At 61.4% G+C, this 26640-nt stretch carries 29 protein-coding genes and 1 pseudogene; 19 read left to right on the forward strand and 11 right to left on the reverse strand.

Features of this window, described 5'->3' with window-relative positions:
* Positions 1 to 67: 67 nt before the first annotated feature.
* The 5 genes from rd to pal all read right to left on the reverse strand — a co-directional run bounded on the left by rd (position 68) and on the right by pal (position 2896).
* Positions 68 to 226, reverse strand: coding sequence for a rubredoxin (gene rd, locus RMR13_RS05950; protein ID WP_310599720.1), 159 nt, complete (start codon positions 224 to 226; stop codon positions 68 to 70).
* 24 nt (positions 227 to 250) lie between these two features.
* Entirely contained in the window at positions 251 to 625 is a 375-nt protein-coding gene (locus RMR13_RS05955) for a desulfoferrodoxin (protein ID WP_310599721.1), read from the reverse strand.
* A 171-nt stretch (positions 626 to 796) separates the two neighbouring features.
* Positions 797 to 1390 carry a peroxiredoxin gene (locus tag RMR13_RS05960; RefSeq protein ID WP_310599722.1) on the reverse strand — a complete coding sequence of 198 codons (594 nt, stop codon included), beginning with the start codon at positions 1388 to 1390 and terminating at the stop codon, positions 797 to 799.
* A gap of 46 nt (positions 1391 to 1436) precedes the next feature.
* Entirely contained in the window at positions 1437 to 2087 is a 651-nt protein-coding gene (locus RMR13_RS05965; RefSeq protein ID WP_310599723.1) for a transcriptional repressor, read from the reverse strand.
* A gap of 185 nt (positions 2088 to 2272) precedes the next feature.
* The gene (pal, locus tag RMR13_RS05970; RefSeq protein WP_310599724.1) at positions 2273 to 2896 is read right to left on the reverse strand and encodes a peptidoglycan-associated lipoprotein Pal; all 624 of its coding nucleotides are present in this window, start codon (positions 2894 to 2896) and stop codon (positions 2273 to 2275) included.
* Between the two features lie 211 nt (positions 2897 to 3107).
* Here pal and RMR13_RS05975 point away from each other — a divergent pair, with 211 nt between their 5' ends.
* The 6 genes from RMR13_RS05975 to RMR13_RS06000 all read left to right on the forward strand — a co-directional run bounded on the left by RMR13_RS05975 (position 3108) and on the right by RMR13_RS06000 (position 8736).
* Positions 3108 to 3578 carry a hypothetical protein gene (locus RMR13_RS05975; RefSeq protein ID WP_310599725.1) on the forward strand — a complete coding sequence of 157 codons (471 nt, stop codon included), beginning with the start codon at positions 3108 to 3110 and terminating at the stop codon, positions 3576 to 3578.
* A 181-nt stretch (positions 3579 to 3759) separates the two neighbouring features.
* Entirely contained in the window at positions 3760 to 5421 is a 1662-nt protein-coding gene (locus tag RMR13_RS05980; protein WP_310599726.1) for a CTP synthase, read from the forward strand.
* Between the two features lies 1 nt (position 5422).
* Positions 5423 to 6271, forward strand: a complete 849-nt coding sequence (kdsA, locus tag RMR13_RS05985) for a 3-deoxy-8-phosphooctulonate synthase (protein ID WP_310599727.1) — start codon at positions 5423 to 5425, stop codon at positions 6269 to 6271.
* Positions 6264 to 6905 carry an HAD hydrolase family protein gene (locus RMR13_RS05990; RefSeq protein ID WP_310599728.1) on the forward strand — a complete coding sequence of 214 codons (642 nt, stop codon included), beginning with the start codon at positions 6264 to 6266 and terminating at the stop codon, positions 6903 to 6905. The genes kdsA and RMR13_RS05990 overlap by 8 nt, the downstream gene beginning before the upstream one ends.
* Positions 6902 to 7471 (forward strand): LPS export ABC transporter periplasmic protein LptC, encoded by a 570-nt coding sequence (gene lptC, locus RMR13_RS05995; protein WP_310599729.1) that lies wholly within the window; start codon positions 6902 to 6904, stop codon positions 7469 to 7471. The genes RMR13_RS05990 and lptC overlap by 4 nt, the downstream gene beginning before the upstream one ends.
* Before the next feature lie 41 nt (positions 7472 to 7512).
* The gene (locus RMR13_RS06000; RefSeq protein WP_310599730.1) at positions 7513 to 8736 is read left to right on the forward strand and encodes an LL-diaminopimelate aminotransferase; all 1224 of its coding nucleotides are present in this window, start codon (positions 7513 to 7515) and stop codon (positions 8734 to 8736) included.
* Between the two features lie 105 nt (positions 8737 to 8841).
* On the opposite strand, the gene RMR13_RS06005 is transcribed toward RMR13_RS06000, so the two are convergent.
* Both RMR13_RS06005 and RMR13_RS06010 read right to left on the reverse strand, forming a co-directional pair.
* Positions 8842 to 9036, reverse strand: a complete 195-nt coding sequence (locus tag RMR13_RS06005; protein ID WP_310599731.1) for a hypothetical protein — start codon at positions 9034 to 9036, stop codon at positions 8842 to 8844.
* The gene (locus RMR13_RS06010; protein ID WP_310599732.1) at positions 9017 to 10885 is read right to left on the reverse strand and encodes a L,D-transpeptidase family protein; all 1869 of its coding nucleotides are present in this window, start codon (positions 10883 to 10885) and stop codon (positions 9017 to 9019) included. Before RMR13_RS06010 ends, RMR13_RS06005 begins: the two co-directional genes overlap by 20 nt.
* A gap of 325 nt (positions 10886 to 11210) precedes the next feature.
* On the opposite strand from RMR13_RS06010, the gene RMR13_RS06015 reads away from it, so the two are divergent.
* On the forward strand, positions 11211 to 11678 hold the full coding sequence (locus tag RMR13_RS06015) for an NfeD family protein (RefSeq protein ID WP_310599733.1): 468 nt from the start codon (positions 11211 to 11213) through the stop codon (positions 11676 to 11678).
* The gene (locus RMR13_RS06020; protein ID WP_310599734.1) at positions 11678 to 12616 is read left to right on the forward strand and encodes a stomatin-like protein; all 939 of its coding nucleotides are present in this window, start codon (positions 11678 to 11680) and stop codon (positions 12614 to 12616) included. The genes RMR13_RS06015 and RMR13_RS06020 overlap by 1 nt, the downstream gene beginning before the upstream one ends.
* Positions 12617 to 12653: 37 nt before the next feature.
* On the opposite strand, the gene RMR13_RS06025 is transcribed toward RMR13_RS06020, so the two are convergent.
* Positions 12654 to 13025 (reverse strand): diacylglycerol kinase, encoded by a 372-nt coding sequence (locus RMR13_RS06025; protein ID WP_310599735.1) that lies wholly within the window; start codon positions 13023 to 13025, stop codon positions 12654 to 12656.
* A 225-nt stretch (positions 13026 to 13250) separates the two neighbouring features.
* On the opposite strand from RMR13_RS06025, the gene RMR13_RS06030 reads away from it, so the two are divergent.
* From RMR13_RS06030 to RMR13_RS06055, 6 genes are all read left to right on the forward strand, one after another.
* Positions 13251 to 13622 carry a helix-turn-helix transcriptional regulator gene (locus tag RMR13_RS06030; protein ID WP_310599736.1) on the forward strand — a complete coding sequence of 124 codons (372 nt, stop codon included), beginning with the start codon at positions 13251 to 13253 and terminating at the stop codon, positions 13620 to 13622.
* An 85-nt stretch (positions 13623 to 13707) separates the two neighbouring features.
* Positions 13708 to 14760 (forward strand): tRNA 2-thiouridine(34) synthase MnmA, encoded by a 1053-nt coding sequence (gene mnmA / locus RMR13_RS06035; protein ID WP_310599737.1) that lies wholly within the window; start codon positions 13708 to 13710, stop codon positions 14758 to 14760.
* Complete coding sequence (gene mtaB, locus RMR13_RS06040) at positions 14757 to 16091, forward strand: tRNA (N(6)-L-threonylcarbamoyladenosine(37)-C(2))-methylthiotransferase MtaB (protein ID WP_310599738.1); 1335 nt, start codon at positions 14757 to 14759, stop codon at positions 16089 to 16091. Before mnmA ends, mtaB begins: the two co-directional genes overlap by 4 nt.
* Before the next feature lie 110 nt (positions 16092 to 16201).
* Entirely contained in the window at positions 16202 to 17434 is a 1233-nt protein-coding gene (locus RMR13_RS06045; RefSeq protein WP_310599739.1) for a nicotinamide-nucleotide amidohydrolase family protein, read from the forward strand.
* Positions 17435 to 17458: 24 nt separating this feature from the next.
* Entirely contained in the window at positions 17459 to 18490 is a 1032-nt protein-coding gene (recA, locus tag RMR13_RS06050) for a recombinase RecA (protein WP_310599740.1), read from the forward strand.
* Positions 18491 to 18547: 57 nt separating this feature from the next.
* Entirely contained in the window at positions 18548 to 19237 is a 690-nt protein-coding gene (locus RMR13_RS06055) for a glutamine amidotransferase-related protein (RefSeq protein ID WP_310599741.1), read from the forward strand.
* A 27-nt stretch (positions 19238 to 19264) separates the two neighbouring features.
* On the opposite strand, the gene RMR13_RS06060 is transcribed toward RMR13_RS06055, so the two are convergent.
* Positions 19265 to 20221, reverse strand: a complete 957-nt coding sequence (locus RMR13_RS06060; RefSeq protein WP_310599742.1) for a ketopantoate reductase family protein — start codon at positions 20219 to 20221, stop codon at positions 19265 to 19267.
* A gap of 41 nt (positions 20222 to 20262) precedes the next feature.
* Between RMR13_RS06060 and RMR13_RS06065 the strand changes: the two genes are divergently transcribed.
* Genes RMR13_RS06065 through RMR13_RS06080 form a run of 4 tightly spaced genes read left to right on the forward strand, consistent with a single transcriptional unit; the run spans position 20263 to position 24973 of the window.
* A complete protein-coding gene (locus tag RMR13_RS06065) occupies positions 20263 to 20772 on the forward strand; it encodes a dihydrofolate reductase (RefSeq protein ID WP_310599743.1) in 510 nt (169 codons plus the stop codon).
* Between the two features lie 53 nt (positions 20773 to 20825).
* A complete protein-coding gene (locus RMR13_RS06070) occupies positions 20826 to 21581 on the forward strand; it encodes an RsmE family RNA methyltransferase (protein ID WP_310599744.1) in 756 nt (251 codons plus the stop codon).
* On the forward strand, positions 21578 to 22027 hold the full coding sequence (dtd, locus tag RMR13_RS06075; protein ID WP_310599745.1) for a D-aminoacyl-tRNA deacylase: 450 nt from the start codon (positions 21578 to 21580) through the stop codon (positions 22025 to 22027). The genes RMR13_RS06070 and dtd overlap by 4 nt, the downstream gene beginning before the upstream one ends.
* 12 nt (positions 22028 to 22039) lie before the next feature.
* Entirely contained in the window at positions 22040 to 24973 is a 2934-nt protein-coding gene (locus RMR13_RS06080) for an insulinase family protein (protein WP_310599746.1), read from the forward strand.
* Positions 24974 to 24987: 14 nt separating this feature from the next.
* Here the strand turns inward: RMR13_RS06080 and RMR13_RS06085 are convergent, their stop codons facing one another.
* Positions 24988 to 25374 carry a DUF1992 domain-containing protein gene (locus RMR13_RS06085; RefSeq protein WP_310599747.1) on the reverse strand — a complete coding sequence of 129 codons (387 nt, stop codon included), beginning with the start codon at positions 25372 to 25374 and terminating at the stop codon, positions 24988 to 24990.
* A gap of 105 nt (positions 25375 to 25479) precedes the next feature.
* Here RMR13_RS06085 and RMR13_RS06090 point away from each other — a divergent pair, with 105 nt between their 5' ends.
* Positions 25480 to 26373 carry a hypothetical protein gene (locus RMR13_RS06090; RefSeq protein WP_310599748.1) on the forward strand — a complete coding sequence of 298 codons (894 nt, stop codon included), beginning with the start codon at positions 25480 to 25482 and terminating at the stop codon, positions 26371 to 26373.
* 50 nt (positions 26374 to 26423) lie between these two features.
* Here the strand turns inward: RMR13_RS06090 and RMR13_RS06095 are convergent.
* Positions 26424 to 26640 (reverse strand): annotated as a pseudogene (locus RMR13_RS06095) (transposase); the annotation flags it as partial.

Consider the following 26640-nt stretch of genomic DNA (forward strand, 5'->3'; position numbering starts at 1 on the left):
AGCTTGGGAGGTATCCCGGTTCGGCATGCCGGCCGGGATACCTCCTTTTTCTTTGATACGCAGAAGATCAGGCTTCTTCGAACTGGTCCTTGCCGGCACCGCAGAGCGGACAGGTCCAATCTTCGGGAATATCCTCGAAGGCAGTGCCGGGAGCAACGCCGTTGTCGGGATCTCCATTGGCCGGATCATATTCGTATCCACAGACGACACAGGTATATTTTTTCATGGTGTTCTCCTTGGTTAGATGGGATCAGGCCTTCCACAGGCCGTGCAGGTTGCAATACTCACGGGCGGACACCTGGTCCGCCTTGATACAGAAAATGGCTTCCGGAACTTGGCCCGGAGCGAGATTCTGGCGATAGACCTTGCCGTCGGCGATCAGCTCGATGAACTCGATCCAGTGTTTTTCTTCCATGGGATGGGGAACGGAGCCGACCGATACCTTGTAGCCATCGGCAACCTTGGTGATCACGGGTACATGCTTTTCCTTGGCGGCATCGACGGTGTTTTCAGCCATCATGGCCATGGGCTGGCCGCAACAGACCAATTCGCCCGCCCCGGCATGAAGAATCTCGACAATATTGCCGCAGAGGGCGCATTTGTACACTTCGTTTTTCTGGGTCATGGCTCTTTTTCCTCCTGGTGGTTTGAGAAAATTGTGCGGACACGGGGCACGATAGGCCCCAAAAACAGGCATGAACACGCCAAACAATAAACAATCTTGTCCAGCGGGGAAAGGGGACTTTCCCCCTTTCCCAAATTTATGCCGAAATTTGACAGCGGAATCGACGCAGGGTCATCCGTTGTGTTTGGACAGGTAATCGGCGACCCCGGTGGCGGTGGGTTTCATCGCCTCCTTGCCTTCTTCCCAGTTGGCCGGGCAGACATCGCCGTGCTTTTCGTGGAACTGCAGGGCGTCGACCATGCGCAGGGCCTCGCCGATATTGCGCCCCAAGGGCAGGTCGTTGACGACGGCGTGGCGGACAATGCCGTCGCGATCGATCAGGAAGGTGCCGCGCAGGGCCATGCCTGCTTCGAGCAGCACCCCGTACTGGCGGGAAATGTTCTTGTCGAGATCGGCAACCAGCGGAAACTGGATGTTACCGATGCCGCCCTGGACGACCGGGGTGTTCTTCCATGCCCAATGGGAAAATTGTGAATCGATGGAAACGCCGATGATTTCGCAGTTCTTGGTCTTGAATTCCGGCAGGGACTTGTCGAAGGCCAGAATTTCCGACGGGCACACGAAAGTGAAATCCAAGGGGTAGAAAAACAGAACAACGTATTTTCCACGATAATCTGCAAGGTTGAAATCAGGTTTCATGGAATTGTCGGGCATGACGGCGGTGGCGGAAAAATCCGGCGCCTTGCGGGTCACTAAAAAACTCATGGGACGATCTCCTGATAAAAACGTTAGAAAAGGAAAAGAGGGATACTTATCCGAGCGCTTGCTTGCCCTGATCGGTGATGGCGTATTTGCAGCGAACCGGACTGTCGACATATCCCTTGTTTTTCAGGGCGGTAATCTGGCAACTGATTTGTTTGGCCTCCAGGCCGGTTGCGGCTGCCAGCTCCTTGCTGCCACAGGCCTCGGAACTGTTGGCGAGGGCTTGAAGGACTTGTCGTTGGTTGTCGCTGAGTTTGCCGGCGCTGCAGGATGGGCAGGACATGGAATGTTCTCCTTTTGATTGATGATTTTCTTGCTGACGCGCGCAGTTGGGACAGAGGCCGGAGAATTCGACCCGGCGTCCGGTGATCCGGTATCCCTGGGTGTGTGTTGCTTCGACCTGGGGTACCGGTGCGGCAAGGGTGATGTTGTCGACCCGTTGGCATTGGATGCAGTACACATGGTCGTGGTTTTCCGGGTCCCAATCGAATCGTTTTTGTCGGCCGCTGATCTCCAATTTTTTGATCAGGCCCGCCGCCGACAGGATTTCCAGGTTCCGGTAGACCGTGGCCAAACTCACCCGTGGCAGCTTTTTTTTGATCCGTTCGTACAGTTCGTCGGCCGTCGGATGGGTCTTACCCCGCCGCAACTCATCGAGGATGAGTTCGCGTTGATGCGTCATGCGCAACAGCTTGTCCATATTCGCTCATTGAAAATTTTTACTAAATGTATTTGAGAATTATTTGCATGTCAAGCGAAAATAAAAGCCTCATGCTTGAGAAAAGGCGGGCCGGAACGGGAAGAAAAGTTGAGTAGAAAAAAAGAAGCCTGGGGCGCGGCCGTTCGGTCGCGCTCCAGGCTTGGGTGGATGAGTGGGGAAAGCGTTTATTCGAGGATGAAGTCGTCGCGCCGGTTGTGGGCGTAATCGTCCTCGCTGCTGCCGGTGAACAGCGGCCGCTCCTCGCCGTAGCTAACGGTGCGCATGCGGCTTTCCTCGATACCGAATTCGCGCAGGTATCTTTTGGCGGCTTCGGCACGGCGCTCGCCCAGAGCAATGTTGTATTCGTTGGTGCCGCGATAGTCGGTATTGCCTTCGATCAGCACCCTGGCAGAGGGATTGTTCCTCAGGTAGGTGCCGTTTTGCTCCATGATCGGAATCTGCTCGCCCTTGATTTTGGACTGGTCGTAGTCAAAATAGATCGGCTTGAACTCGGGCGAACAGCGGCCGTGTTCGCGTTTGTAGGCATCGCTCTTGGAGTCGGCATCGCTGCCCAGGCTGCCGGAGCCGCCGCGGCCGGTGGAGTCGAGCCCTTCGACGCCGCCATTACCGCCATCGGTTCCCGGCCCCATCTCCTCGGTAATGTTGCCCATGCGGTTGCCGCTCGTGCTATCGGCGGTGCCCGTGCCTCCACCGGCGTAGGGCGAAACCGGTTTCGGGGCGCAGCCTCCTTGGAAAAGAAGGGCGCCAGCCAGGGTGGCGGCCAGAAAAAAACGGGAATATGTACTCATAGATCGGCCTCGAAAAGAGAAAGAAGGACAAGGTGGTAACGATTGTCGATGTATACCTGCAACCGGACGACAACGTCAATAAAAACCTAACATTCCCAAGAGATCGGAACCAGCGGCGCCACACTCCCGCCAGATGGCGGCACCTTTTCCTTGCGGCCCTTGGGCGGGGATGATAGAAACACTCGTCTTTCGCGCTATCACCGGAGCAACCATGTCCATCAACCCCTCGAATCCGGCCGACTTGCCGGCCATCGCCATGAACCGCGAACTTCTGGAAATATGCGAGTACAGCGGCGAGGGATACAAACCCCTGGTCGATTTCGGCGCCTGGCGGGTGGCGGTTCTCAACTACAGCGCCGACCTGCTGCCGGAGCACCTCACCCGGATGCAGCGCCACAACGAGACCGACGAGGTGTTCGTCCTGCTGGCTGGCCGCTGCATCCTGTTTGTGGGTGAAGGACAAGAAACGGTCACCCGCATCCATGCCGAGGATCTCCAGCCGGGGCGCGCGTATAACGTCCGGCAAGCGGTCTGGCACACCCATACCTTGAGTTTGGATGCCAAGGTGCTGGTGGTGGAGAACCGCGAGACCACCTACGACAACTCTCCCTTCACTCCCTTGACCGATGTCCAGCAGCGCCGCCTGGTCGAATTGACCCGCCTGCTGTGGAGCGAGGTTTGAGCGACGGACGTCCGGGATGTTTTTTTTCTTTCGATAATAAAATCAGTATGTTTTCCGATTGGTTTTCCCCCCGCCCCGACTTGTAAAGAGGGGGGGGATCGTGTATAGTTTCGGTCCAATCGTTCGTCCGGCAGCCTGGCTGCCTCCCTCGTTGTTCTCCTGCGCCTGAAAGGTATACGGTATGCAAGCTTCCCTGAGTAAGAAAACCAAATTCATTTTCATAACCGGCGGAGTCCTTTCCTCGCTGGGCAAGGGCCTGTCGGCGGCCTCCATCGGGGCGCTGCTCGAATCCCGCGGCCTGACCGTGACCTTCCAGAAGCTCGATCCCTATATTAACGTCGATCCCGGCACCATGAACCCTTTTCAGCACGGCGAGGTGTATGTCACCAACGACGGCGCCGAAACCGACCTCGACATGGGGCATTACGAGCGCTACACCAACGCGGTGATGGGAAAGAAAAACAACTACACCTCGGGCCGCATCTACTATTCGGTGATCATGAAGGAGCGACGGGGCGAGTATTTGGGCGGCACGGTCCAGGTCATCCCCCACATCACCGACGAGATCAAGGAGGCGGTTGTTCAGTTGGACGGCTGCGCCGACGTGGCCATCATCGAGATCGGCGGCACCGTGGGCGATATCGAGGGCCTCCCCTTCATCGAGGCGATCCGCCAACTCCGCACCGACCTGGGCCGGGAATTCACCCTGTTCATCCACCTGACCCTGGTGCCCTACATCAAGACCGCCGGCGAGGTGAAAACCAAGCCGACCCAACACTCGGTCAAGGAACTGCTGGCCTCGGGCATCCAGCCCGACATCCTCATGTGCCGGACCGAGGAGCCGCTCACCGACGACCTGAAGAAAAAAATCGCCCTGTTTTGCAATGTCGACGCCAACGCGGTCATTTCGGCGGTGGATGTGGAAAGCATCTACGAGCTGCCGCTGAAGATCAGGCAGGAAGGGGTCGACGATCGCATCCTCGAAAAGTTGGGCATCTGGACCGGGGCGCCCAATATCGAGCCCTGGGAACGACTGGTGCGCCGGATCAGGAACCCCAAGAGCACGGTGACCATCGGCATCACCGGCAAGTATGTCGACCTGAAGGAGTCCTACAAGAGTCTGCACGAGGCCCTGATCCATGGCGGTATCGCCAACGACGCCAAGGTGGCCCTGCAGTACATCAGCGCCGACGGCCTGGAAGAGGGCACGGATCTGGAGCAGCTTGAAAGCTGCGACGGCATTCTGGTCCCCGGCGGTTTCGGCAGCCGCGGCATGGAAGGCAAGATCCGGGCCGTGACCTATGCCCGCGAGCGCAAGATCCCGTTTTTTGGGATTTGCCTGGGCATGCAGCTGGCGGTGGTCGAATTTGCCCGGAATATCGCAAAAATCGAGGGAGCGCACTCGGTGGAGTTCAACCAGGCCACCCCGCACCCGGTCATCTACCTGATGACCGAATGGTTCGATTTCCGCACCGGCAAGATCGAGAAGCGCGACCGGAATTCCGACATGGGCGGCACCCTGCGGCTCGGGGCCTATCCCTGCGTGCTGACGCCCGACACCCTTGCCGCCGCCGCCTATCGCCAGGAAGAGATCAGCGAACGCCACCGCCACCGTTACGAATTCAACAACACCTACCGGGCGCAGTTGGAGGAGGCCGGCTTGATCGTCAGCGGCACCTCGCCGGACGGCAACCTGGTGGAGATCGTCGAGCTGGCCGGCCATCCCTGGTTCCTGGGGTGCCAATTCCATCCCGAATTCCAGTCCAAACCGATGCAGCCCCACCCCCTGTTCCGAGATTTCATCAAGGCCGCCATGGCCTCCGGCAAAGGGAGCCGCTGCTGACATGACGGCCACCGTTCGCATCGCTCCCACTCCCGCCGGACCCATCGACGTCGGACCGGGTGCCCCCCTGTTGCTGATCGCCGGTCCGTGCGTGCTGGAAAGCGCCGAGCTCGCCCGGGAAATTGCCCTGGAGATGCAGGCCGTGGCCGCCCGCCTGGGGGTATCCTACGTGTTCAAGGCCTCGTTCGACAAGGCCAACCGGACCTCGCTCGCCTCGTTCCGCGGCCCCGGACCGGAGAAGGGATTGCGCATTCTCGGCCGGCTGCGCGAAGAGGTGCGGGTGCCGGTGGTTTCCGACATCCACGAACCGGCCCAGGCGGAAATGGCGGCCGATGTGCTCGACATCCTGCAAATTCCCGCTTTTCTCTGCCGCCAGACCGACCTGCTGGTGGCAGCTGCCCGCACCGGTAAGGTGGTCAACATCAAGAAGGGGCAGTTCGTCTCCCCCTGGGACATGGCCAACGCGGTCGACAAGGTGCGCGGCGCCGGCAGCGAGCGGATCCTGCTCACCGAGCGCGGCGCCAGCTTCGGCTACAACAACCTGGTGGTGGACATGCGTTCCCTGCCGGTGATGCGCTCCCTGGGCTTTCCGGTGGTGTTCGACGCCACCCATTCGGTCCAGTTGCCCGGCGGTGCCGGCTCGCGCTCCGGCGGTCAGCGCGAATTCATCCCTGTCCTGGCGCGGGCGGCGATGGCGGTGGGCATCGACGGCCTCTTTCTCGAGGTCCATCCCGACCCGGACCAAGCCTTGTGCGACGGGCCCAATTCCCTGCCTCTGGCCGAGGTGGAACCCCTGCTCAAACAGCTGCTGGCGGTGCGCCGGGCAGTGGCGGGAGTCATCGATGGCTGAGCAGGATTGCGGCAGACCCGGAGCTTCGTATCCGACCGACTGCGAACTGACCGAGGCGTTGCGCGACCGGGCCATGCAGCGGAGCCGTCCCCTGGAACGCAGCGTTGCCTGGCAGGATGCCCTGGCCAGGGCTCGGCAGGTACAGTTGCTGCTGCTCGACGTCGACGGCGTGCTCACCGATGGTTCCCTGATCTATCTCCCCGGCGGCGGCGAGGCCAAGAGCTTCAATTCCCAGGATGGCTTGGGCATCAGGTTGCTGCAGGACAGCGGGGTGGCGGTGGGGATCATCACCGCCCGCAGTTCCGAGGTGGTGGAGCGCCGCGCCCACGATCTGAAAATGGCCCATGTGCTGCAAGGGCAACAGGACAAGTTGACCGCCTACGAGTCCATCCTCAAGGCCACCGGCCTGAGGCCGCCGCAGACCGCCTACATGGGGGACGACTTCATGGACCTGCCCCTGCTCAACCGGGTCGGATTCGCTGTCGCGCCCGCCAATGCGGTGGCCGAAATCCATCGGCGGGTCCATTACACCACCGAGCGCAGCGGCGGCCGGGGAGCGGTGCGCGAGGTCTGCGATCTCATCCTCGAGGCCCAGGGCAACCTGGCGCGGATGCAGGCCAAGTTCGATCGATGATCAAAAATCCCCGCAACCTCCTCTGGCTGCTGCCGGTACTGCTCTTTGTCACCAGTCCGCTGTGGCGGCCGCCGCTGGCCGCCTTCCTCGCCCCCCGCGGCGGCTACAATCCCAAGTTGGCGCAGCCCCAGGAAGAGAGCCCCATCCAGAATTTCATTCTCGAATCGGTGGCCATCACCATGACCAGCAACAGCAAGGAGGAGTGGCAGATCGATGCCAACCGCGCCTACACCCAGGGCGACGACCACGAGATCGAGATGGAGGAGGTCAGCGCCATGTACATCGGCTCTGAACGGGAACCGATCAACATCGAAAGCCGCAAGGGCCTCTATCTCATCGACAAGCGGCACCTGGTGCTCACCGACCACGTCAAGGTGGTCAAGCCGCTCCGCAACCAGGTGATGCTTTCCGAGCGGCTGGAATATGACGATGCCGACAAGGTGCTGGTCAGTCCGGGCAAGGTGACCATCCTGGCACCGGGCATGAAGCTGAATGCCGGCCGGATGGACTACGATTTTTCCACGGAAGGATTCGAATTCAGCGACCGAGTCAAGGTCAACCTCTAACCGTCGCCCCATGGGCGGACGCATGCGCGAAGGAATCAGCCATGTTGAAAATAAACGAGCATTACCTGAAGTTGCAGGCCTCTTATCTTTTTTCCGATATCGCCAAGCGGGTGACGGCCTTTCAGGCCGACCATCCCGAGCGCGAGGTGATCAAGCTGGGCATCGGCGACGTGACCCAGCCGCTGCCCAGCGCATGCATTGCCGCCTTCCACAAAGCGATCGACGAGATGGCCACCGCCGGCGGTTTTCGCGGCTACGGGCCGGAGCAAGGGTATGAATTCTTGCGCCAGGCGATTGCCGAGCACGATTTCCAGGCCCGCGGCGCCGACATCCAGGCCGACGAGGTGTTTGTATCCGACGGCGCCAAGTGCGATACCGGCAATATTCAGGAATTGTTCGCCGGCGATGCCAAAATCGCCATTCCCGACCCGGTCTATCCGGTTTACCTCGACACCAACGTCATGGCCGGGCGCACCGGCGACTTCCAAGACGGCCGCTACCGCGGGATTGTCTACCTGGAGTCGACCAGGGCCAACAACTACGTCCCCGACCTGCCCAAGGAGCCGGTGGACCTGATCTATCTCTGTTTTCCCAACAACCCCACCGGATCGACCATCACCAGGGAGCAATTGAAGGTCTGGGTAGATTTTGCCCGCGACGCCAAGGCGCTCATTCTCTTCGATGCCGCCTACGAGGCCTTTATCCGCGATCCCTCGCTGCCGCATTCGATTTTCGAGATCAAGGGCGCCCGCGAAGTGGCGATCGAGTTCCGCAGCTATTCCAAAAGCGCTGGCTTCACCGGTACCCGCTGCGCCTACACTGTGGTGCCAAAAGAGTGCGTGGCCCACGATTCGGCCGGAGCCAAACAGGCCATTCACCCGCTCTGGAACCGGCGGCACTGCACCAAGTTCAACGGCGTTTCCTATCCGGTGCAGCGGGCGGCCGAGGCGGTCTATTCGTCCGAAGGCAGGGCCCAATGCACTGCCCTGATCGACGGCTACCTGGCCAACGCCAAAATCATCCGCCAGGCCATGAACGAACTGGGCTACCACACGGTTGGCGGCGACAATGCCCCCTATGTGTGGATCGAGGCCAAGGGGGATTCGTGGGCGTTTTTCGATCTGCTGCTGAACAAGGCAGGGGTGGTTTGCACCCCAGGGGCAGGTTTTGGCAAGTGCGGCCAGGGCTATATCCGCCTGTCGGCGTTCAACTCCGAGGCCAATGTGGTCAAGGCCATGGCAAGGATTCGGGAAGCGTTGGCCTGATACCTGATACGCGCAAGCGAATCGACAAAAAAAGCCCTCATCCGGAGCTGGGAACCGGATGGGGGCTTTTTTGGTTCGCCGCAATCCGGCGGCCAGGCGGCTTTCTCAATCCACCCAGATCTCCCGTTGCACGCAGGTCTGGTCCTCGGGCCGCATCACCCGGCAGGCAAGCACGCCTTCCTGGAAAGAGCCGTACAGGGCATGGCGCGGAATTCGGAGTGTGCCGTCGTGGTCCAACTCGACCATGGCGATCACATCGCCGCCGTTGCCCAGGGTCAACTCACAGGGAATCTTTCGCATTGGGGTCCGCCTGGTTTTGTTGATCGGACGCCCGCACGAACTTGACGGTTTTTTCGACCGTGACGTGTTGATTGGACGAGACGCCGTTTTTGGATTCAGGCACCTGGATGGCCGATTCCAGCCTGGAGGGAGGGGCGTTGAGCGCAGTGAGAATGCCCCCGTCGCGGCTGTAGAGGTCGGGCTTGAACATCACCTTGCCGTCGCGAACATTGGTGGTCAAATACATCAGGTAAATCGGCAACGGCTGCTTGAGAATCACCGTGGTGGTCTTGCCCGAAGCCAGGATTTGGTTCATTTTATCGATCGTGATCGGATTGCCCGGATCGTTGGTGAGAATCAACCGTCCCAGTTCCAAGGGGTTCTGGACGCGGATGCAGCCGTGGCTGAAAGCGCGTTGGGTGCGGCCGAACAGCGATTTGCTCGGGGTGTCGTGGAGATAGACATGGTAGGGGTTGGGGAACAGAAACTTGATGACCCCCAGTGAGTTGTCCAGCCCCGGATCCTGCCGCAGGGTGTAAGGCAGGTATCTCCCTTGATACTGCTGCCAGCGGATGGAGTGGGGATCGATCTCGCTGCCGCTGCTGTCAAAGACCCGCAGCCGCTGTTTGGCAAGGTAATCCGGATCCTTGACAATGCTGGGCACGGTTTCGTTCTTGACGATGTCCGGGGTGGGCGTCCAGGTCGGATTGAGCACGATGTAGGTGATCGCCGAGCGGAAAATGGGCGTTTGGTGATAGGGCTGGCCGACCATGACCTTGGTATTCCAGACCTGCTGGTTGTCGTGGTAGTACTGCAGGGCAAAGCCGGCGATATCGATGATGAGGCTGGAGCTGGGCATGTCGTGGACCACCCAGCGGGTCCGTTCGAGATTCACCCGAATCTGGTTGATCCGGTCGCTCACGCTGACGTTCATGGCACTCACCGTACCCTTGCCGACCACGCCGTCGGGTTCGACATGGTGCCGGGCCTGGAAAGCCCGGACCGCTGTCTTCAACTGGTCGTCGTACAGGTTCGATTCCCCACCCCCCTTGGGGCGGTATTCACCGGTTGCGGCCAGGCGGTTCCGGATGGCCGCAACTCGCTGGTCGACCATGCCCGGCCTGAGGCTCGGCCCCAGCGGCACGGAATGCCATCCCCCCTTGCCGGCGTACTTCTTGTATTGGCTCAGGGCCTCCTTGAGGTTGAGGTAGGACGGGTGGTGGGGCGAGAGTTTGTCCAGGGTGACCCGCACGGTCCCGGTGCGGATGGCGCCCAAATAGGCGTCGATGGGCGAAAGCCTTGGCGTGGTGGCGGCGAGGTTTTGCTTTTCCTCGACCTTGGCCGGGTCGACCTTGCCGTACCGTTTGTGCTGTCCCAGCAGGACCAGGGCATCGGAAAGGAGGATGTCGTACTCCACTTTCCTGGCCGTGCTCCCTCCATGATCCTGCAACTCGTTGCCGTAATGGGTCAGGGCCTTGAGGTGATAGTCGTCGGGGGTCAGGCCTTCCTCGGCGCTTGCAACGATGGCACCCATCAACTGGGCGATGTTGTCCTTGTTGTCCCAAAGGAGATTGAACTGGTTTTTTCTATATAAATCCAGTAGATAGCTTGATGTGTAAACCGGTTCCCTGCCAATGCTGTCCGATACCTCGAAATAGAGTTGCTCGAGTTGTTGCTGGAGCAGCTGCTGTTGTTCCTGTTCGTGAGTGACCAGGTCCGGCTGCTGGTTTTCGACTTGGGCCGGCGGCTGCGGCTGCGGGAGGGGGGGACCGTTTTCGGCAAAGGCGCAGGCCGCGAGTAACAGGGACAAAAAGGCCAGAATTCCGGACAGTGTGAAGCCGGAGGAATGCAATCGACAATGATCAGACATGGAAGGGTTTTCCTGGGTGCGGGCTGACTTCTTTCGGATGGAATCAGGTTGAGATTGACTGGAAAGCCACCGGGAGGTTCGTACTTGGGCACTGACGACAATATAATCTCTTACGTAAAAATTGCGTCGTTGACAAGCGGTTAAACCTACGATCCGGAAAAAATCGATGGAATTGTCCGGCACGGTCCGGATGGTGACGAGGCGGGGAGGAGTCCGGTTCGCCCTGAGCCAGCGAGCGGTGCGATGATCGAAAACCGCTTCTTGTTTGACCGTCCCGGCAACCCTGTGCTATCCTTCGGAAAGAATATTAACAAGGAGCTTACCGATGCCTTCTCTGTCCGCCTTTTCCCCTGTTCTGATTTGGTTTCTCGCCGGCATTGTCTTTCTGGCGCTGGAACTGGTGCTTCCCGGCCTGGTGGTCTTCTTTTTCGGGGTCGGAGCCTGGTGCGCCGCCCTGGCCGTGGCACTCTATCCCGTGCCGCTCGCCGGCCAGTTCATGGTGTTTCTGGCGGCGAGCGTTCTGTCGCTCGTGCTGCTGCGATCCACCATCAAAAAGGTCTTTCTCGGCCGGACGCTCGACACCGACGCCATGCAAAACGGCGTGCTGTCCGGAGCCACCGGCGAAGTGATCGAGGATATCCAGCCGCCGGCACCGGGCACGGTCAAGTACGGCGGTTCGTTCTGGCAGGCCACGGCCGACATGCCCCTGGCCAAGGGGACAGTGGTACGAATCATGGAAAAATCAAACCTGACCGTCAAGGTCAGCCCGGTAACCCCGGAAGGAGAAGTCTGATGGACAACTTATTGATCGGCGTGGTGGTCTTGGTCGTCTTTGTCATTGTCATCCTGGTCAAGACCGCGGTGGTGGTCGACCAGCAATACGAATATGTGATCGAGCGGCTGGGCAAGTATCGCACCACCTTGGAGGCCGGATTTCATGTCCTCATTCCTTTTTTCGATAAGGTGGCCTACAAACGGAGCCTCAAGGAGGAATCCATCGATATTCCGGCCCAGTCCTGCATCACCGCCGACAACGTCTCCATGGAAATAGACGGCTGTCTCTATCTCCAGGTGGTCAATTCGCGGCTCTCCGCCTATGGCATCGACAACTACCATTTCGCCGTGGCGCAGCTGGCCCAGACCAGCCTGCGCTCGGCCATCGGCAAGATTACCCTGGACAATACCTTCGAAGCCCGCGAGATCCTGAATCGGCAGGTGGTCGAGGCCCTGGACGAGGCCTCGCAGAACTGGGGGGTCAAGGTGCTCCGTTATGAAATCAAGGATATCCAGCCGCCGCGCAGCGTGCTGGAGGCCATGGAAAAACAGATGAGGGCCGAACGGGAAAAGCGGGCCGAGATCGCCAAGTCGGAAGGCGAGCGGCAGGCGGTGATCAACCGGGCCGAAGGCGAGCGGGCCGAGGCCATCGCCCTTTCCGAAGGTGAGAAGATGCGGCGGATCAACGAGGCCGAGGGCCATGCGCAGGAGATCCTCAAGGTGGCGGAGGCGACCGCCGAAGGCATCCGTAAGGTGGCCGAATCCCTGAACTCGCCCGGAGGCCACGATGCGGCCAATCTGGAAGTGGCGAAAAAATACCTCGATCAGTTCGGCAAACTGGCCAAGGAAGGCAACACCATGATCCTGCCCGCCAACCTGACCGATGTCTCCTCCATGGTGGCCACGGTGATGACCACCCTGGAGCACACGAAAAAAAGCGAACGAACGGCAGGATGAACCGGACAGGCCACCCGGAAGGCCGTGTCCGGGTGGCTTAGAAGAAAAGCACCAGGGACCAGACAACCACCACGTGGACAATGGCCATGAAGACGGCCGCCGAGCCGAGGTCTTTTGCCAGGCCCGACAGCTCATGCCGTTCGGGGCCGATCCGGTTGACCACCACCTCGACGGCGGTGTTGAGCAATTCGACGATCAGCAGCAGGATCAGGCTGCCGACCAGCAGAGCCCGCTCGACGCTGCTGTGGCCAAGCCAGCAGGCCACCGGCAACAGTGCCAGGCAGGCGAGCACTTCCTGGCGGAAGGCCTCTTCGTTGCGATAGGCGGCGGCCAAGCCGACACCGGTGCAGCGCATGGCCCGCACGATCCGGGCCAGGCCGGTTCCGTTCACTTTCTCCTGTTCGCTCATTCCTGTCGTGTCTCGGCTGCGGGTTGACGGATACGGATTCGGGGGTGGGCCAACGCGCAGGCGTAAGCGTTCCCATTATTTTTGGGCGAAACTACACTATTTGGCCTTGCTTTGCCAGACGCAATTCCGCCGGCCCGGCAGGCTCGGCAAAATCGATTGCCGCTTTCATCACTATGTGGTATTTTTTCCGAAAAAATTATCAGTTGACGCAACGAGGGCTTTGCAATGAGCCGTGAAACATTTATTAAGTTACGAGCGAAGTTGGGAAAAACCCAGAAGGCGCTGGCCGAGCTGCTGGGGGTTTCGCTCAAGGCCGTCCAAAGTTACGAGCAGGGGTGGCGTTCCATCCCTTTCCATGTCGAGCGGCAACTCTATTTTCTGGCCGCCAACCAACGAAACAGCGGCCAGCCCAAGCGCAAGGATTGTTGGGCCATCAAGCGGTGCGAGCACAAAAAGGAATGCCCGGCGTGGGAATTCCAGGCCGGGCATCTCTGCTGGTTTCTCAGCGGCACCCGGTGCGAGTGCGCCACAGCCAAGGGCTGGAAGGAAAAGATGACCGTCTGCCGCGAGTGCGAGGTTCTCACCTCCCTGTTCTGATTTTGTTGTTGGCAGCCATGTTCTTTTCGTTGTTTGCTTGTTCTTCCGTTGCTTGTCATTGTCGACAGGCAGCGCGCCCCTGGCCATGGTTCGGTTGAAGATCGGTGTCGCCATGAGCGGCGGCGTCGATTCGACCATGGCCGCCTCGCTCGTGCGGGAGCAGGGGCATGAGGTCCACGGTTTTTTCATGCTGCTGCCGCTTCCCGACCTGGACGCCCAACTGGCGCGCGTCCGCCAAGTGGCCGGACAACTGGCCATTCCCCTGACACTGATCGACCTGCGCCGGCACTTTACCGCCGAGGTCGTCGGATATTTCACCGCCACCTATCAAGCCGGCTTGACTCCCAATCCCTGCATCCATTGCAATCATGCCATCAAATTCGGGTTGTTGGCCGAGGCCATACGCAGCCATGGCATGGACCGCATCGCCACCGGCCACTATGCCCGCATCGGCCGGCGTCACGGCCGGCGATTCGTGGCCCGGGGCATCGACCGCCAGAAGGATCAATCCTATTTTCTTGCCCGCCTGGATGCGGAACAGGTGGAGCGGATTTTCTTTCCCGTGGGTGCCTGGACCAAAGAACACATGTACGAACGGGCCGCCGGTCTGGGATTTCGCTTCGAGGACCAGGAGAGCCAGGACGTTTGCTTTCTGGCTGCGGGCCTGCCCGCCTTTTTGAACGCCCAGGGCATCGGCGACCAGGCCGGACCGATGGTCAACCGCGACGGCCGGAGGCTTGGCGAACATCGGGGCGTGTGGCAGTACACCATCGGCCAGCGGCGGGGATTGGGATTGCCCGATGCCACGCCATGGTATGTGGTGGGGTTGGACGGCGCCGCGAACCGGGTGATCGTCGGCAAGCACGACGAACTGTTTGCCGACCGTTGTACCGTGCATTCCCTGCGGTGGACGCACGAGCCGCCGGAGCTGCCCTGGCGCGGCCTGGTGCAGTTGCGCTCCCGCCATCAACCGGCACCGGCCGAATTGACCGCTGCCGGCGTCGACACCTGGCAGCTGGCGTTCGCCAATCCCCAGCGTGCCATCGCCCCCGGCCAGTTCGCCGTCTTCTACGAGGACGACCTGGTGCTGGGCAGCGCCGTGATCGCGGCGGAGACCGAGGCGGAGCGAGCACGGTGAAACGGATAGCCATCACCACCTTGGGGTGCAAGGTCAACCAATTCGAGTCCGCCGCCTTTGCCAGCGGTTTCGAGGCCCGCGGCTGCGTGCTGGTGCCGTTTCGGGCCGAGGCCGACGTCTACGTGATCAACAGCTGTGCGGTTACCGCCAAGGCCGGGCAGCAGTCGCGGCAATTGATCCGGCGCGTCCTGCAAGAGCATCCCACCGCCCGGCTGATCGTCACCGGCTGCTATGCCCAGATGGATCCGGGCACGGTGCTCGACCTGACCGAACAACCGATGACCATCGTCGGCAACGGCAACAAACACCGCCTGGTGGAAGCGGCCCTGGAGGAAAATCCGCCCGACCTGGTTCTGCTCATGGGCAAGATCCGCGAGAACAAGCACATTTGCCCGCTGCCGGTCAGTCGTTTTCCCGACCGCACCCGTGCCTTTCTCCGCATCCAGGATGGCTGCAACAACTTCTGCTCCTACTGCATCGTACCCTATACCCGCGGTCCCAGTCGCAGCCTGGATGTGGCCGGCGTGCTCGAACAAGCCGCGGTTTTCAATGACCAAGGGTACCGCGAGATCGTGGTCACCGGCATCAATGTCGGCAAGTACGGGCTCGACCTGGACGAGGGCGAAACCATCTACAGCCTGCTGGACCGGCTGTGCCGCGACTTTCCGGCCTGCCGCATCCGCCTCAGTTCCATCGAGCCCACCGAGGTGAACGACCAGCTTCTGGACCTTTTGGCCCGCCACACCAACCTGATGCCCCACCTGCACATTCCCCTGCAAAGCGGCGACGACGCGGTGCTGGCCAGGATGAACCGCAGATATAGCCGCGCCGAATTCGCCGCCGTGATCCGCCGGGTGCGCGCCTGCCTGCCCGCGGTCACCATCGGCTGCGACGTGCTGGGCGGCTTTCCCGGCGAAACGGACGCGGAGGCCGCCAACACCTACGATCTGCTGGCCGAGCTGCCGGTGGACTATCTCCATGTCTTTCCCTACTCCCGCAGGTCCGGCACCTTGGCCGCTTCGTTTGCGGACCACCTGCCCGGACCGGTGAAGGAGGAGCGGGTGCGCCGGCTGCGGACCCTGGATGCGGCCAAGCGGCAGACCCTCTACCGGGCCAACATCGGCCGGGTCCTCCAGGTTTTGGTCGAGCGGCGGCAGGCCAAGGACGGCCTGCTTCAAGGATTTTCCGAAAACTATCTGCCGGTGCTGGTTGCCGGCGGCTCCCAGCTGATCCGGCGGGTGGTGCCGGTGCGGCTGATCGCGGTTAAGGACGGGCAACCGGTGGGGATCATTGCCGAAGACCTGCTTGAGGAAAGTCGGCAAACCAGGTAAGCTCTCCACCCGATTGCAAGGACCGCGACGGCTGTCGCCCGGCTTCCGCGTGTGCGGCAGGGGATGATCCGGGCCCAGGCCCTTCCTCCGGAGTTTTGACGAGAACGACAATGATCGGAGAAATTATCGCCATCGGCGACGAACTGACCTCGGGCCGGATCGTCAACACCACCAGCGGCCTGGCCGCCCGGGAGTTGTTTCTGCTGGGGCATGAAATCCGGGCCATGCACACCATTGGCGACGTACCGGCCCTGATCGGCGACACCCTCAGGGCCGTCGTTGCCCGGTGCGATTTCGTCATCGTCACCGGGGGACTGGGAGCCACCTCCGACGACATGACCAATGAGGCCGTGATCGAGGCGCTGGGCCTGATCGGCACCGTGCACCCCGGAGTGGAGGCCAACATCGCCTCCCGCCGGGACAAGGACGGCGATGCCGCCGCGTTCCTGGTCAAACTGGCCTGGCTGCCCGAGGGGGCGGAGGTTCTGGACCCCGAATGCCGCATGGCCGGCTACCTGCTCCGGCACCGGGGCAAACCGATCTGGTTTCTTCCCGGCGTGCCGCCGCAGATGGAGATCCTGCTGCGGACCAAGGTGCTGCCCGGTCTGCGCGACTTCGACCGCAATCGCGCCCGCCCGGTTCGCCAGACCGTCTATCGCACCTGCGGCCTGTTCGAGATCGAGATCAACCAACGCCTGCGCCCGCTCGAGGAGCAGGGACTGGCGATCGGCTACTATCCGGTGGGCTGCGAGGTCCATGTCAGCCTGACCACCGGACCGGCACCGGATGGCGACGCCGATTCCTCCCCGCAGGCGGCCGATGCTTTTATCCGCAAGGTCCTGGGCGACAATCTCTACGGAATGGGCGGGGAAACCCTGGCCTCGGCCGCAGGCTGCCTGCTTGAGCAACGGGGCTGGATGCTCGGGACCGCAGAATCGTGCACCGGCGGATTGATCGGCTCCACCCTGACCGCAACTCCGGGCAGTTCCCGCTGGTTCAAGGGGGGAGTGATCGCCTACGGTAATGCCGTCAAAGAGCGGCTTCTGGGTGTCGATCCGGACCTGTTGGCCCGCCATGGCGCGGTGAGCGGCGAGACGGCCCGGGCCATGGCCGATGGCGCCCTGCGGCGGCTCGACTGCGACATCGCCGTGGCCGCAACCGGCATTGCTGGACCCGACGGTGGCACCCCGGACAAACCGGTGGGCACGGTGTATCTCGGCCTGGCAACCCGCGACACCGTGATTGACCGGCTCTGCCGTTTTACCGGCTCCCGCCGCCAGATTCAGGAGAAGACCGCCCAAGCCGCCGTGGATATGGTGCGTCGGGCCCTTCTTGCCCGTTAACAGCACGTTGCAAAGGAGAAATGCATGACAAGCGCCACCGAAAACAGTGAAGGCCGCCTAAAAAGCGTGGACAACGCCATCACCCAGATTCACCGACAGTTCGGCAAGGGTGCGATCATGCGCCTGGGATCGACCGAGCGGGAGAACATTCCGGTCATCCCCACCGGCATCCTTTCGGTGGATCTGGCCCTGGGCGTCGGCGGCCTGCCGCGCGGGCGGGTCACGGAGATCTACGGTCCCGAGGCCTCGGGCAAGACCACTTTGGCCTTGCACGTGATCGCCGAGGCCCAGCGCCGGGGCGGCAACGCCGCCTTCATCGACGCCGAGCACGCCCTCGACACCGCCTATGCCGAACGGCTGGGCGTCGATGTCGACAACCTGCTTATTTCCCAGCCCGACTTCGGCGAGCAGGCGCTGGAAATCGCCGAAATCCTGATCCGCAGCGGCGGTATCGACGTGGTGGTCATCGACTCGGTGGCAGCGCTGGTTCCCCGGGCGGAGATCGACGGCAATGTCGGCGACCAGCACGTCGGCCTCCAGGCCCGGCTGATGAGCCACGCCATGCGCAAGTTTACCGGTGTGCTGTCGCGCACCAACACCGTGCTGATTTTCATCAACCAGATCCGAATGAAGATCGGGGTGATGTTCGGCAACCCCGAGACCACCACCGGCGGTAACGCCCTCAAGTTCTACAGTTCGATCCGGATCGACATCCGCAAGACCACCCAGATCAAGGATGGCCAGGACGCCATCGGCAACCAGGTCAAGGTCAAGGTGGTCAAGAACAAGGTGGCGCCACCGTTCAAGGCGGCCGAGTTCGACATCGTCTACGGCGAGGGCGTCTCCAGGACCGGCGATCTGCTCGATCTCGGCGTGGCCCAGGGGATGGTCGACAAGAGCGGCGCCTGGTACAGCTACCAGGACGACCGCATCGGCCAGGGGCGGGAAAATGCCAAGAAATACCTCAAGGAACATCCGGAAACCATGGCCGACCTGGAGCGCAAGCTCCGCCTGGCTTTCGGCATGCCGGTGGACGGCGAGCCCAGCGCCGACTGATCGACCGGCATCGTTTCCGGCCTGCCGCACCGGCGGGCGCGACCCAAGGAGAGCACCATGCGCGTCCATGCCCTGCAGCACGTGGAATTCGAGGGACTGGGCCATATCGGCCGGTGGATCGCCGACCGGGGCCATGTCCTGAGCCTGACCCGGCTGTACGCCGGTGAGGTCCTGCCCAGTCCGGCGGCCTTCGACCGGCTGGTGGTCATGGGCGGACCGATGAACATCTACCAGGACGCCCGCTACCCCTGGCTGGCGGCCGAGCGGGCCTTGATCCGGGAGGCGATCGCGGCGGGCAAATCGGCGGTCGGGGTCTGCCTGGGGGCACAGTTGCTGGCCGATGCCCTGGGCTCGCCGGTGTTTTCAGGTATCGATAAGGAGATCGGCTGGTGGCCGATCCGGCTGACCGAGGCCGGCAAGGGCAGCGGCCTGCTTGCCGGCGTGGAGGAAGAGACCGTGGTTTTCCACTGGCACGGCGACACCTTCGACATCCCGGCCGGCGCCATCCACCTGGCTGCCAGCGAAGGCTGCCCGAGCCAGGCCTTTGTCTATGACAACCGTATCCTCGGCCTCCAATTCCATCTCGAATCGACTCCGGAGACCGTGGCCGCCATTGTCGCCCGCTGCGGCGACGAGTTGGTGCCGGGGCGCTACATCCAAAGCGAGGCCTATATCCGCGCCAGCGGGTCGGCCCATTTTCCCGCGATCAACCGGCTGTTGGAAACCCTGCTCGACCGGCTGGGGTAAGGGAAGTAGGCGGAGCGCGGAAGAAGATCAAGGTGCCTGCCGCGCCTGTTCCTGCTTGAACCGGACCAGGGCGGCGAGAAACTCGCAGCAGGGCGTGGGCACGCCGTATTTGCGGCCTTGGGCGGCGACATAGCCGACCATGGCGTCGACCTCGGTGGGTTTGTGGTGTTCGAGATCCTGCAGCATCGAGGGCCGGTGGTTGTAGGTCGCGGGAACCTGTTCGCGGTAGAAGACCTTGCGATAGGAGCCCGCATCGGGCCAGGGCGTGGACCCGCCCATGGTGGTGATGACGGCAAAGGTCTCGTCGATCACCTGGTCGATGAGCGCCCTGGTTTCGGCGTTGTCGGCGAGCGCGCCGTAATGGACCCCGAGGATTGCGCCCAACGGGTTGAGGGCGCAGTTGTAGAGGAGCTTGGCGAAAAGCGGCTGGTAGATGTCGGGCACGGCGATGCTGGGCAGGCCCGCATGGCTCAACGCCTCGGCCAGCCGCTTGGCCGCCGCCGGAATAACGCCGCGCACGCAGCCGCCCACGTGGATGGCATCCGCCGACACCGTGATCCGAACCGCGCCGGGCCGCTCGATTTCAAACCCGGTGATCACCCTGGCGGCCAGGCTGCGCTCGCGCCCCAGGCGCTCTTCCAGCTTTTCCAGGTTGCCGCAGCCGTTCTGCATCGACACCACCGGGCAGTAGCAGCGATGCAAGCCGGCGATATCGGCCAGGGCCGCATCGGTGTCATAGGTCTTGGTGGTGAGCAGGACGATGTCGTAGTGCTCGCCGTTACGGGCTCTGAGGTGGGTGAGCGGACCGAGCCGTTCCGGGGGCGCGTGGTGGTCGCCGAAAATGCCGGTCACCGACAATCCCGAGGTCTGCACCGCCTCGACAAATCTAGGCCGCAGCACCAGATCGACCCGGTGGCCGTCTTCAGCCAGCAGGCAGCCGATCGCCTGGCCCAGGGCGCCCGCCCCGTAAATGAGAATATGCATTGTCACCTCCTTTCTGCCAACAGCCCAAGACAGGCGGCCCCTTGCCGCCGGCCGGCATGGAACTGATCGTCATCGCGGCCATGGCCGCTAATCGGGTCATCGGCTTGCATAATACCATTCCCTGGCGGATACCGGAAGAGATGGCCCATTTTAAAGCGGCCACCATGGGCTATCCGTTGATCGTGGGCCGCAAAACCTACCAGTCCATCGGCGGCCCCTTGCCTGGTCGCAAAATGATCGTGGTCAGCGGCAATCCGGCATTCCGGCCCCATCCCGACTGCGCGGTCGCTGCCTCCCTGGCGGTGGCCATCGGCCTCTGCGCCGGCGCCGCCAAGGCCTTTGTCGCCGGCGGCTCCCAGTTGTACCGGGAGGCCCTGCCCCTGGCCGATACCCTGATCTTGACGGTGATCGGCCGGGATTACGAGGGCGACGTCTTTTTCCCCGATTTTTCCGATTTGTCCTATCGATGCATCGAGCGGAAGATCCTGCCGGCAGCGATCCCCCTGATTGTCGAGACCTACCGGCGGCAGGGCGCCTGTCCGATTTCCTGATCGATTTCGGGGCAATGGATGCATTGGCCCCGAATTTGTGGTACAGAAAAACCATGCGACGCTTTTTCCTGCCTTCCCAGGCCCTGACCGGCAACCTTTTGGTTCTCCGCGGACCCGAGGCCCATCACCTGGCCGTGGTCCTACGGCTTGCGCCCGGCCAGACCGTGGAGCTGTTCGACGGTGAGGGCGCGATTCACACCGCGCTGCTCCAGACCGTGGAGCGCGATCGGGTGATTGCCGAGATCACCGCCACCCGGCACGAACGGCCGGCGGCCGCCTCGCCGCTGACCCTGGCCCAGTGCCTGCTCAAGGGCAAGAAAATGGATTTATTGGTGCAGAAGGCCACCGAGCTGGGTGTGCATGCCTTTGTGCCGCTGGAATCCCGCTACTGCGAAAACCGCGGCGACCGCGAACATCAACACGAACGCTGGCGGCGAATCATGTTCGAGGCTTGCAAACAGTGCCATCGGGCCACGCCGATGCACATCCTGCCGGTCACGCCCCTGGCCCGGTTCGACACCGCTGCCTACGTTCATTGCCTGGTGGCCTGGGAAGGGGAGCGGACAACGCCTTTGCCGGTCGGACTGGGCGAACGGCCGGGGCCGATCTGTCTGGTGCTGGGGCCGGAAGGGGGCCTGCATGCCGACGATCTGGCCGCGTTGCGGCAGCGGCGATGCACCACCTTTTCCCTCGGGCCGCGGATTTTGCGCGGCGAGACCGCCGCCCTGGCCGCCACCGCCATTGTTCAATATCTCGTTGGCTCCTTGCACCCGGAAATGGAGCCGGCTTCTGAGGAGGATCGTTCATGAGAGCGGTTGTGCAACGAGTCAGTCGAGCCCGGGTCGAGGTTGACGGCCAGGTTGCCGGCGCCATCGGTTCAGGCGTGGTGGCGCTGGTCGGCATCCATCGCGCCGACACCGAAAAAGACCTGGGGTGGATGGTCGACAAAATGCTCAACCTGCGCATTTTCGACGACGAGCAGGGGATCATGAACCGTGCCCTTGCCGAGGTTGGCGGCCAGCTGCTGGTCGTCTCCCAATTCACCCTCCATGGCGACTGCCGCAAGGGCCGCCGCCCGTCTTGGAACGAGGCAGCCCCGCCCGAGTTGGCCCGCCCGCTCTACGACCGCTTTCTCGACTTGTGCCGAGAGCGGTCCGTCGCGGTCCAGGCGGGGGTGTTTCAGGCCGAAATGGAGCTTACCTTGACAAATTCCGGGCCGGTCACCATTTTGTTGGACTCCCACAAAACATTCTGAGGACGGAGCGTTATGACCACTGCATTTGCCATCGGCTCGACGTACCACGGTTTTTTGCTCACACAGAAGGAATACATCGCCGAGATCAATTCCACCGCCTTTCTCTTCACGCACGCGGTGCTTGGCTGCCAGGCCCTGGCGATCAAGAACGAGGACGCCAACAAAACCTTCTGCGCCTCGTTCATGACCGTGCCCGAGGATTCGACCGGCGTGGCCCATATCCTTGAGCATTCGGTGCTGATGGGCTCGAAAAAATATCCGGTCAGGGACGTGTTCGGCGAGATCAACAAGGGCGGATTGATGACCTTTCTCAACGCCATGACCGGGGCGGACACCACGTGGTATCCCTTTGCCACCCGGAACCTCAAGGAATATTTCAACATCATGGACGTGTACTGCGATGTGGTGTTCAACCCGCTCCTGCTCCGCTCGACCTTCGAGCAGGAAGGCTGGCATTACCACCTCGAGAACGCCGATGATCCGGTGCAGTTCATGGGCGTGGTGCTCAACGAGATGAAGGGCGCCTACTCCGATCCGATCCGGGCGCTGTTCCATCACACCTACCAGGGCCTGATGCCGGAATCCACCTATGCCCACGAATCGGGCGGCGATCCCCGGCGCATCCCCGACCTCAGCTACGAGCAGTTCGTCGAATTCCATCGACTGCACTACCATCCGTCCAACTGCACCCTGTTTTTTTACGGCGATGCCCCACTCGACCAAGAGCTGGCCTTTGTCCAGGAGCGATTCCTGGCACAGTTCGACCGGCCGGTCGACAAGGCCATCATCAAGGAGGGTCCCGGCATCACCGCGCCGCAGGTGATCGAGGACACCTACCCGGTGCAGCCCGGCAGCCCGACCGAACAGAAGACCTTTCTGGCGATTAGTTCGGCGGTGGGCACGGTGCGCGACCGCAAGCTCAACGCCTCGTTTCAGATCATTGCCAACATCCTGTTCAACTCCGACGGCTCGCCGTTGAAAAAGGCGATCTTCAACGCGGCCTTGTGCAAGGATTTCGGAGGGTTGTTCCTGACGAACGCCAGCTTTAAAACCTTGATGATTACCTATCTGGTGGGCACGGATCCGGAAAAGCGCGACCATTTCCTCGCCCTGTACAAGGCCACCCTGACACGGATGGTCGAGCAGGGCCTGGATCGAGATCTGATGCTGTCTGAATTGAACAAGTACGAGTTTGCGGTGCGGGAGGAGATGAACAAGGCCCAGCGCGGCCTGGATCTGATCAACAAGGCCTTGCCCGCGCTCAAGCACGGCGGCATCGAACCCTTCGACGCCCTGCGGATCGACGTCCTTTTGGCCGAGATCCGTAAGGAGGCCACGGAAAACGGTTATTTCGAGCGCCTGATCCGCACCTATCTGCTCGACAATCCGGCCACGGTCACGGTTTCGCTGGCGCCCGATCCCGAAAAGATGGGCAAGAATCTGCAAGAGGAGCAGGAGCGTCTGGACACCTTTTCCCATTCGCTCGACCAGGAAGGCCGCATTCGGCTGATGGAGCGTACCCGCGAGCTGATGGCCCTGCAGGCGACGCCTAACTCGGCTGCGGATCTGCGGCTGCTGCCGAGCCTGACTCTGGCCGACCTGGACCCGCGGCCGCCGTTCCACGCCGTCCAGCCGGATCTCCTGGCCGGAGCCGAACTGCTGGTCAGCGACCTGGAGACCAACGGCATCTGTTACCTGGATTTCGGCTTCGACTGCTCGGCGGTGCCGGCGGATCTGCTGCCCTATCTCGACCTGTTCGGCACCATTGTCACCGAGATCGGGACCGCGAAGAAGGATTACATGCAATTCGCCAAGGCAATCAACCTGTGCACCGGCGACTTTTCCCATTCCTTCCAGGTCCATGTCCGGGCCGACGACCGCAGTCAGATCCGGCCGATTCTCTGGCTGCACGTCAAGGCGCTGTCCTCCTATCTGGAGCAAGCCCTGGCCCTGTTGACCGAGGTGTTGACCGAGATCGACTTTTCCGACGAGCACCACATCGAGGAGATCGTCCACCGCGAATTCGCCTGGGCCGAGCATTCGGCCCAAAGCGACGGCTATTCGCTGGCTGCGACCCGCGCCTTTTCCCATTTGAGCCGGGCCGGCAAATATTACGAGCACGTGCATGGCATCCACGCCTACCTGCACCTGCGCCATTTGAGCGGCCATTACCTGGACAACGAGGCCAAGCTCCACGATGCCCTGCGCCGACTCCGCGAGCTGTTGTTCCAACGGCAGGGGATGGTGGTGGCGATCACCGCCCAGGACGGCGACATCCGCCGCTTCCAACGGTTGGGGCAGGGGGTGGTCAATGCGCTTCCGGAGACGCTGCACTTGCCGGTCCGGCCGCAATTCGACCGGATACCGGCCACCCAGGCTTTCACCACCTCGGCAGAGGTGGTGTACAATGTCCAGGTGTGCAATTTGTTTCCCGATTCCAGCCAGTACAATGGCTCGTTCGAGGTGCTTCGTACCTGGATGTCGCGGGATTACCTCTGGAATACGGTGCGGCAGATGGGCGGCGCCTACGGCTGCTTCATCCAGTTCAACCACCTCACCGGCAACTTCGGCATGGTCAGCTACCGCGACCCGCAGGTGCGGAAGACATTCGAGGCCTACGAAGCGCTACCCGCGGCAATCAACGGCCTGGACAGTTTGTCGGCGGAATCGCTGCAGCAGCTGGTTATCGGCGCCTATGGTTCCGCCAATCCGCATCAGGGGCCGGGTACCAGGGGGGCTGCTGCCCGCAACGACTATCTGGCCGGAATCACTCCCGCCTTCCGCCAGCAGCGGATCGAGGAAATCGTGCGGACCACTCCTTCTGATCTGCTCGCTTTTGCGCCTTTATTTCAACAGTTGCAGGCAACTCGGTACCGAGCAACCATCGGTAGCCGAGAGAAGATCGAACAAGACAGCGATCTGTTCGGCGAGACGACCGAGTTATAGTCTCCGGTCGACCGTCACCCTTTTTTGGGCGTGCACAGCCGGTCGACGACCCGATCGTAATAGGGCGTCTCTTCGCCCAGCTCCATGGGACGCCCGAGCTTGCCCTCCAGCTTGGTCTTGAGACAGCTGATTTTGCGCAGTTGCCTGATCTTTTCCCGCTCGTCCGTGCAGGTGGTGATCAGCTGCTCCAACCGGGTGATTTCTTTCTGCACCGCAACTTCCTCGGGTACATAGCCGCCGTTTTTCAGCAGGCGGTAGGCCATGCGCAAGTCTTCGGGAACATGGGCCATGTCGTCTGGCGGCAGCGGTTTGTTCTTCCAATGGGAGAGGTCCGGAATCGTCCCCTCGGTCATGGCTTGCTGAATCTTCCGTTCGGCGATGGTCTGGATAATTGAGAGCATGGCGATGTTGTTCGTGTTGTTCCCGCCACCCAGGTGGGCGGCGGGAAAGAGTAATAAACCTGCAGCCGTCGTTGCTGCGCAAACCGAATCAAGGAGGAAAGACCGATGAACAAAAAAAGCCTGTTATGGCTGACCCCGATGATCCTGCTGCTGGTTGGCCGTGCCTGTGCGGACGATCTGCCATGGGAAAAGAAGCTGCCCTTCAAGGAGGCGACCATCCAGTACGAACTGACCGGCTCGGACAAGGGCACGGAAACCCTGTACGTGCAGGAATACGGCAAGCGTCAGGCCCGGCTGCATGTCTCTGCCATGAGCATGATGGGCACGACCAAAAAGACCGATACCGTGCAACTCACCGATCCGGATTGGATTTATACCTTCGATCTTGTCGAGAAGAAAGGAACCAAGACCACCAATCCCATCAAGTTATACCGCGAAGAATACAGCAAATTGTCTGCCGAGGGTAAAAAGAATTTTGAGAAAAACGCCAAGGAGCTGGGAACCGGCATGATGGGCCAGTTCGGCGCCACGGTCAAGCAGAAGAACGCCAAGGTCCTGGGCTACGACTGCGATGTTGCCACGGTTGGCGGCATGTCCACCGTCTACATTCTCCACGGCAGCGATATTCCCCTGCGGTCTGAAACCACGGTCATGGGCATGAGCAATGTCCTCAATGCCACCAAGATCGATACCGCCACCTCGGTGCCCGACAAGGTCTTTGCGCCGCCTACAGGTATTGTGCCGATGCTCGATCAGCAGACGGATTTGATGATGACCCGCATGGTCAAGGACACGGTGGCCACCTTGGCCAAGCCGGACGGAGCCAAGCTGATGCAGCAAGCCGGACCCATGGGGATGATGGAAGGCGCCAACATGCAGCAACATTTACAGGACAGCATGAAGGAGCAGGGGCTGAGCCCCGAGCAGCAGCAGGAGGCGATGCGGCAGCTCAATGAGGCCATGCAGCAGATGCAGAAGGCGAAACAGCCGGCTAAATAGACCAAATACGGACAACGGCCCCGAAAGAACACTCTTTCGGGGCCGTGTCAAAGGTGCGCATCGAAGGTCGCAAAGAGATGCTCCACTATCCCGGCGTTGGCCAGATCTTCCCGGAAACGCCAGATGGTGGTGGCGTCCGGCACCTTCTGGCTGATGTGCAGATCGAGAAAGCGGCCAAAAGAGTGCCGGTCGAGAATTTGAAATTCGATCGCATCATCCGACAGATTGTACAACGACTGCAGGATGAGAATCTTGAACAGCAAGATG

The organism is Desulfobulbus sp. (assembly GCF_031547805.1).
In the GTDB taxonomy this organism is placed as follows: Bacteria; Desulfobacterota; Desulfobulbia; order Desulfobulbales; family Desulfobulbaceae; genus Desulfobulbus.

Coding starts and splice junctions, on each gene's coding strand:
- rd (WP_310599720.1), bottom strand. CDS start 226: ATGAAAAAATATACCTGTGTCGTCTGTGGATACGAATATGATCCGGCC.
- RMR13_RS05955 (WP_310599721.1), bottom strand. CDS start 625: ATGACCCAGAAAAACGAAGTGTACAAATGCGCCCTCTGCGGCAATATT.
- RMR13_RS05960 (WP_310599722.1), bottom strand. CDS start 1,390: ATGAGTTTTTTAGTGACCCGCAAGGCGCCGGATTTTTCCGCCACCGCC.
- RMR13_RS05965 (WP_310599723.1), bottom strand. CDS start 2,087: ATGGACAAGCTGTTGCGCATGACGCATCAACGCGAACTCATCCTCGAT.
- pal (WP_310599724.1), bottom strand. CDS start 2,896: ATGAGTACATATTCCCGTTTTTTTCTGGCCGCCACCCTGGCTGGCGCC.
- RMR13_RS05975 (WP_310599725.1), top strand. CDS start 3,108: ATGTCCATCAACCCCTCGAATCCGGCCGACTTGCCGGCCATCGCCATG.
- RMR13_RS05980 (WP_310599726.1), top strand. CDS start 3,760: ATGCAAGCTTCCCTGAGTAAGAAAACCAAATTCATTTTCATAACCGGC.
- kdsA (WP_310599727.1), top strand. CDS start 5,423: ATGACGGCCACCGTTCGCATCGCTCCCACTCCCGCCGGACCCATCGAC.
- RMR13_RS05990 (WP_310599728.1), top strand. CDS start 6,264: ATGGCTGAGCAGGATTGCGGCAGACCCGGAGCTTCGTATCCGACCGAC.
- lptC (WP_310599729.1), top strand. CDS start 6,902: ATGATCAAAAATCCCCGCAACCTCCTCTGGCTGCTGCCGGTACTGCTC.
- RMR13_RS06000 (WP_310599730.1), top strand. CDS start 7,513: ATGTTGAAAATAAACGAGCATTACCTGAAGTTGCAGGCCTCTTATCTT.
- RMR13_RS06005 (WP_310599731.1), bottom strand. CDS start 9,036: ATGCGAAAGATTCCCTGTGAGTTGACCCTGGGCAACGGCGGCGATGTG.
- RMR13_RS06010 (WP_310599732.1), bottom strand. CDS start 10,885: ATGTCTGATCATTGTCGATTGCATTCCTCCGGCTTCACACTGTCCGGA.
- RMR13_RS06015 (WP_310599733.1), top strand. CDS start 11,211: ATGCCTTCTCTGTCCGCCTTTTCCCCTGTTCTGATTTGGTTTCTCGCC.
- RMR13_RS06020 (WP_310599734.1), top strand. CDS start 11,678: ATGGACAACTTATTGATCGGCGTGGTGGTCTTGGTCGTCTTTGTCATT.
- RMR13_RS06025 (WP_310599735.1), bottom strand. CDS start 13,025: ATGAGCGAACAGGAGAAAGTGAACGGAACCGGCCTGGCCCGGATCGTG.
- RMR13_RS06030 (WP_310599736.1), top strand. CDS start 13,251: ATGAGCCGTGAAACATTTATTAAGTTACGAGCGAAGTTGGGAAAAACC.
- mnmA (WP_310599737.1), top strand. CDS start 13,708: ATGGTTCGGTTGAAGATCGGTGTCGCCATGAGCGGCGGCGTCGATTCG.
- RMR13_RS06045 (WP_310599739.1), top strand. CDS start 16,202: ATGATCGGAGAAATTATCGCCATCGGCGACGAACTGACCTCGGGCCGG.
- recA (WP_310599740.1), top strand. CDS start 17,459: ATGACAAGCGCCACCGAAAACAGTGAAGGCCGCCTAAAAAGCGTGGAC.
- RMR13_RS06055 (WP_310599741.1), top strand. CDS start 18,548: ATGCGCGTCCATGCCCTGCAGCACGTGGAATTCGAGGGACTGGGCCAT.
- RMR13_RS06060 (WP_310599742.1), bottom strand. CDS start 20,221: ATGCATATTCTCATTTACGGGGCGGGCGCCCTGGGCCAGGCGATCGGC.
- RMR13_RS06070 (WP_310599744.1), top strand. CDS start 20,826: ATGCGACGCTTTTTCCTGCCTTCCCAGGCCCTGACCGGCAACCTTTTG.
- dtd (WP_310599745.1), top strand. CDS start 21,578: ATGAGAGCGGTTGTGCAACGAGTCAGTCGAGCCCGGGTCGAGGTTGAC.
- RMR13_RS06080 (WP_310599746.1), top strand. CDS start 22,040: ATGACCACTGCATTTGCCATCGGCTCGACGTACCACGGTTTTTTGCTC.
- RMR13_RS06085 (WP_310599747.1), bottom strand. CDS start 25,374: ATGCTCTCAATTATCCAGACCATCGCCGAACGGAAGATTCAGCAAGCC.
- RMR13_RS06090 (WP_310599748.1), top strand. CDS start 25,480: ATGAACAAAAAAAGCCTGTTATGGCTGACCCCGATGATCCTGCTGCTG.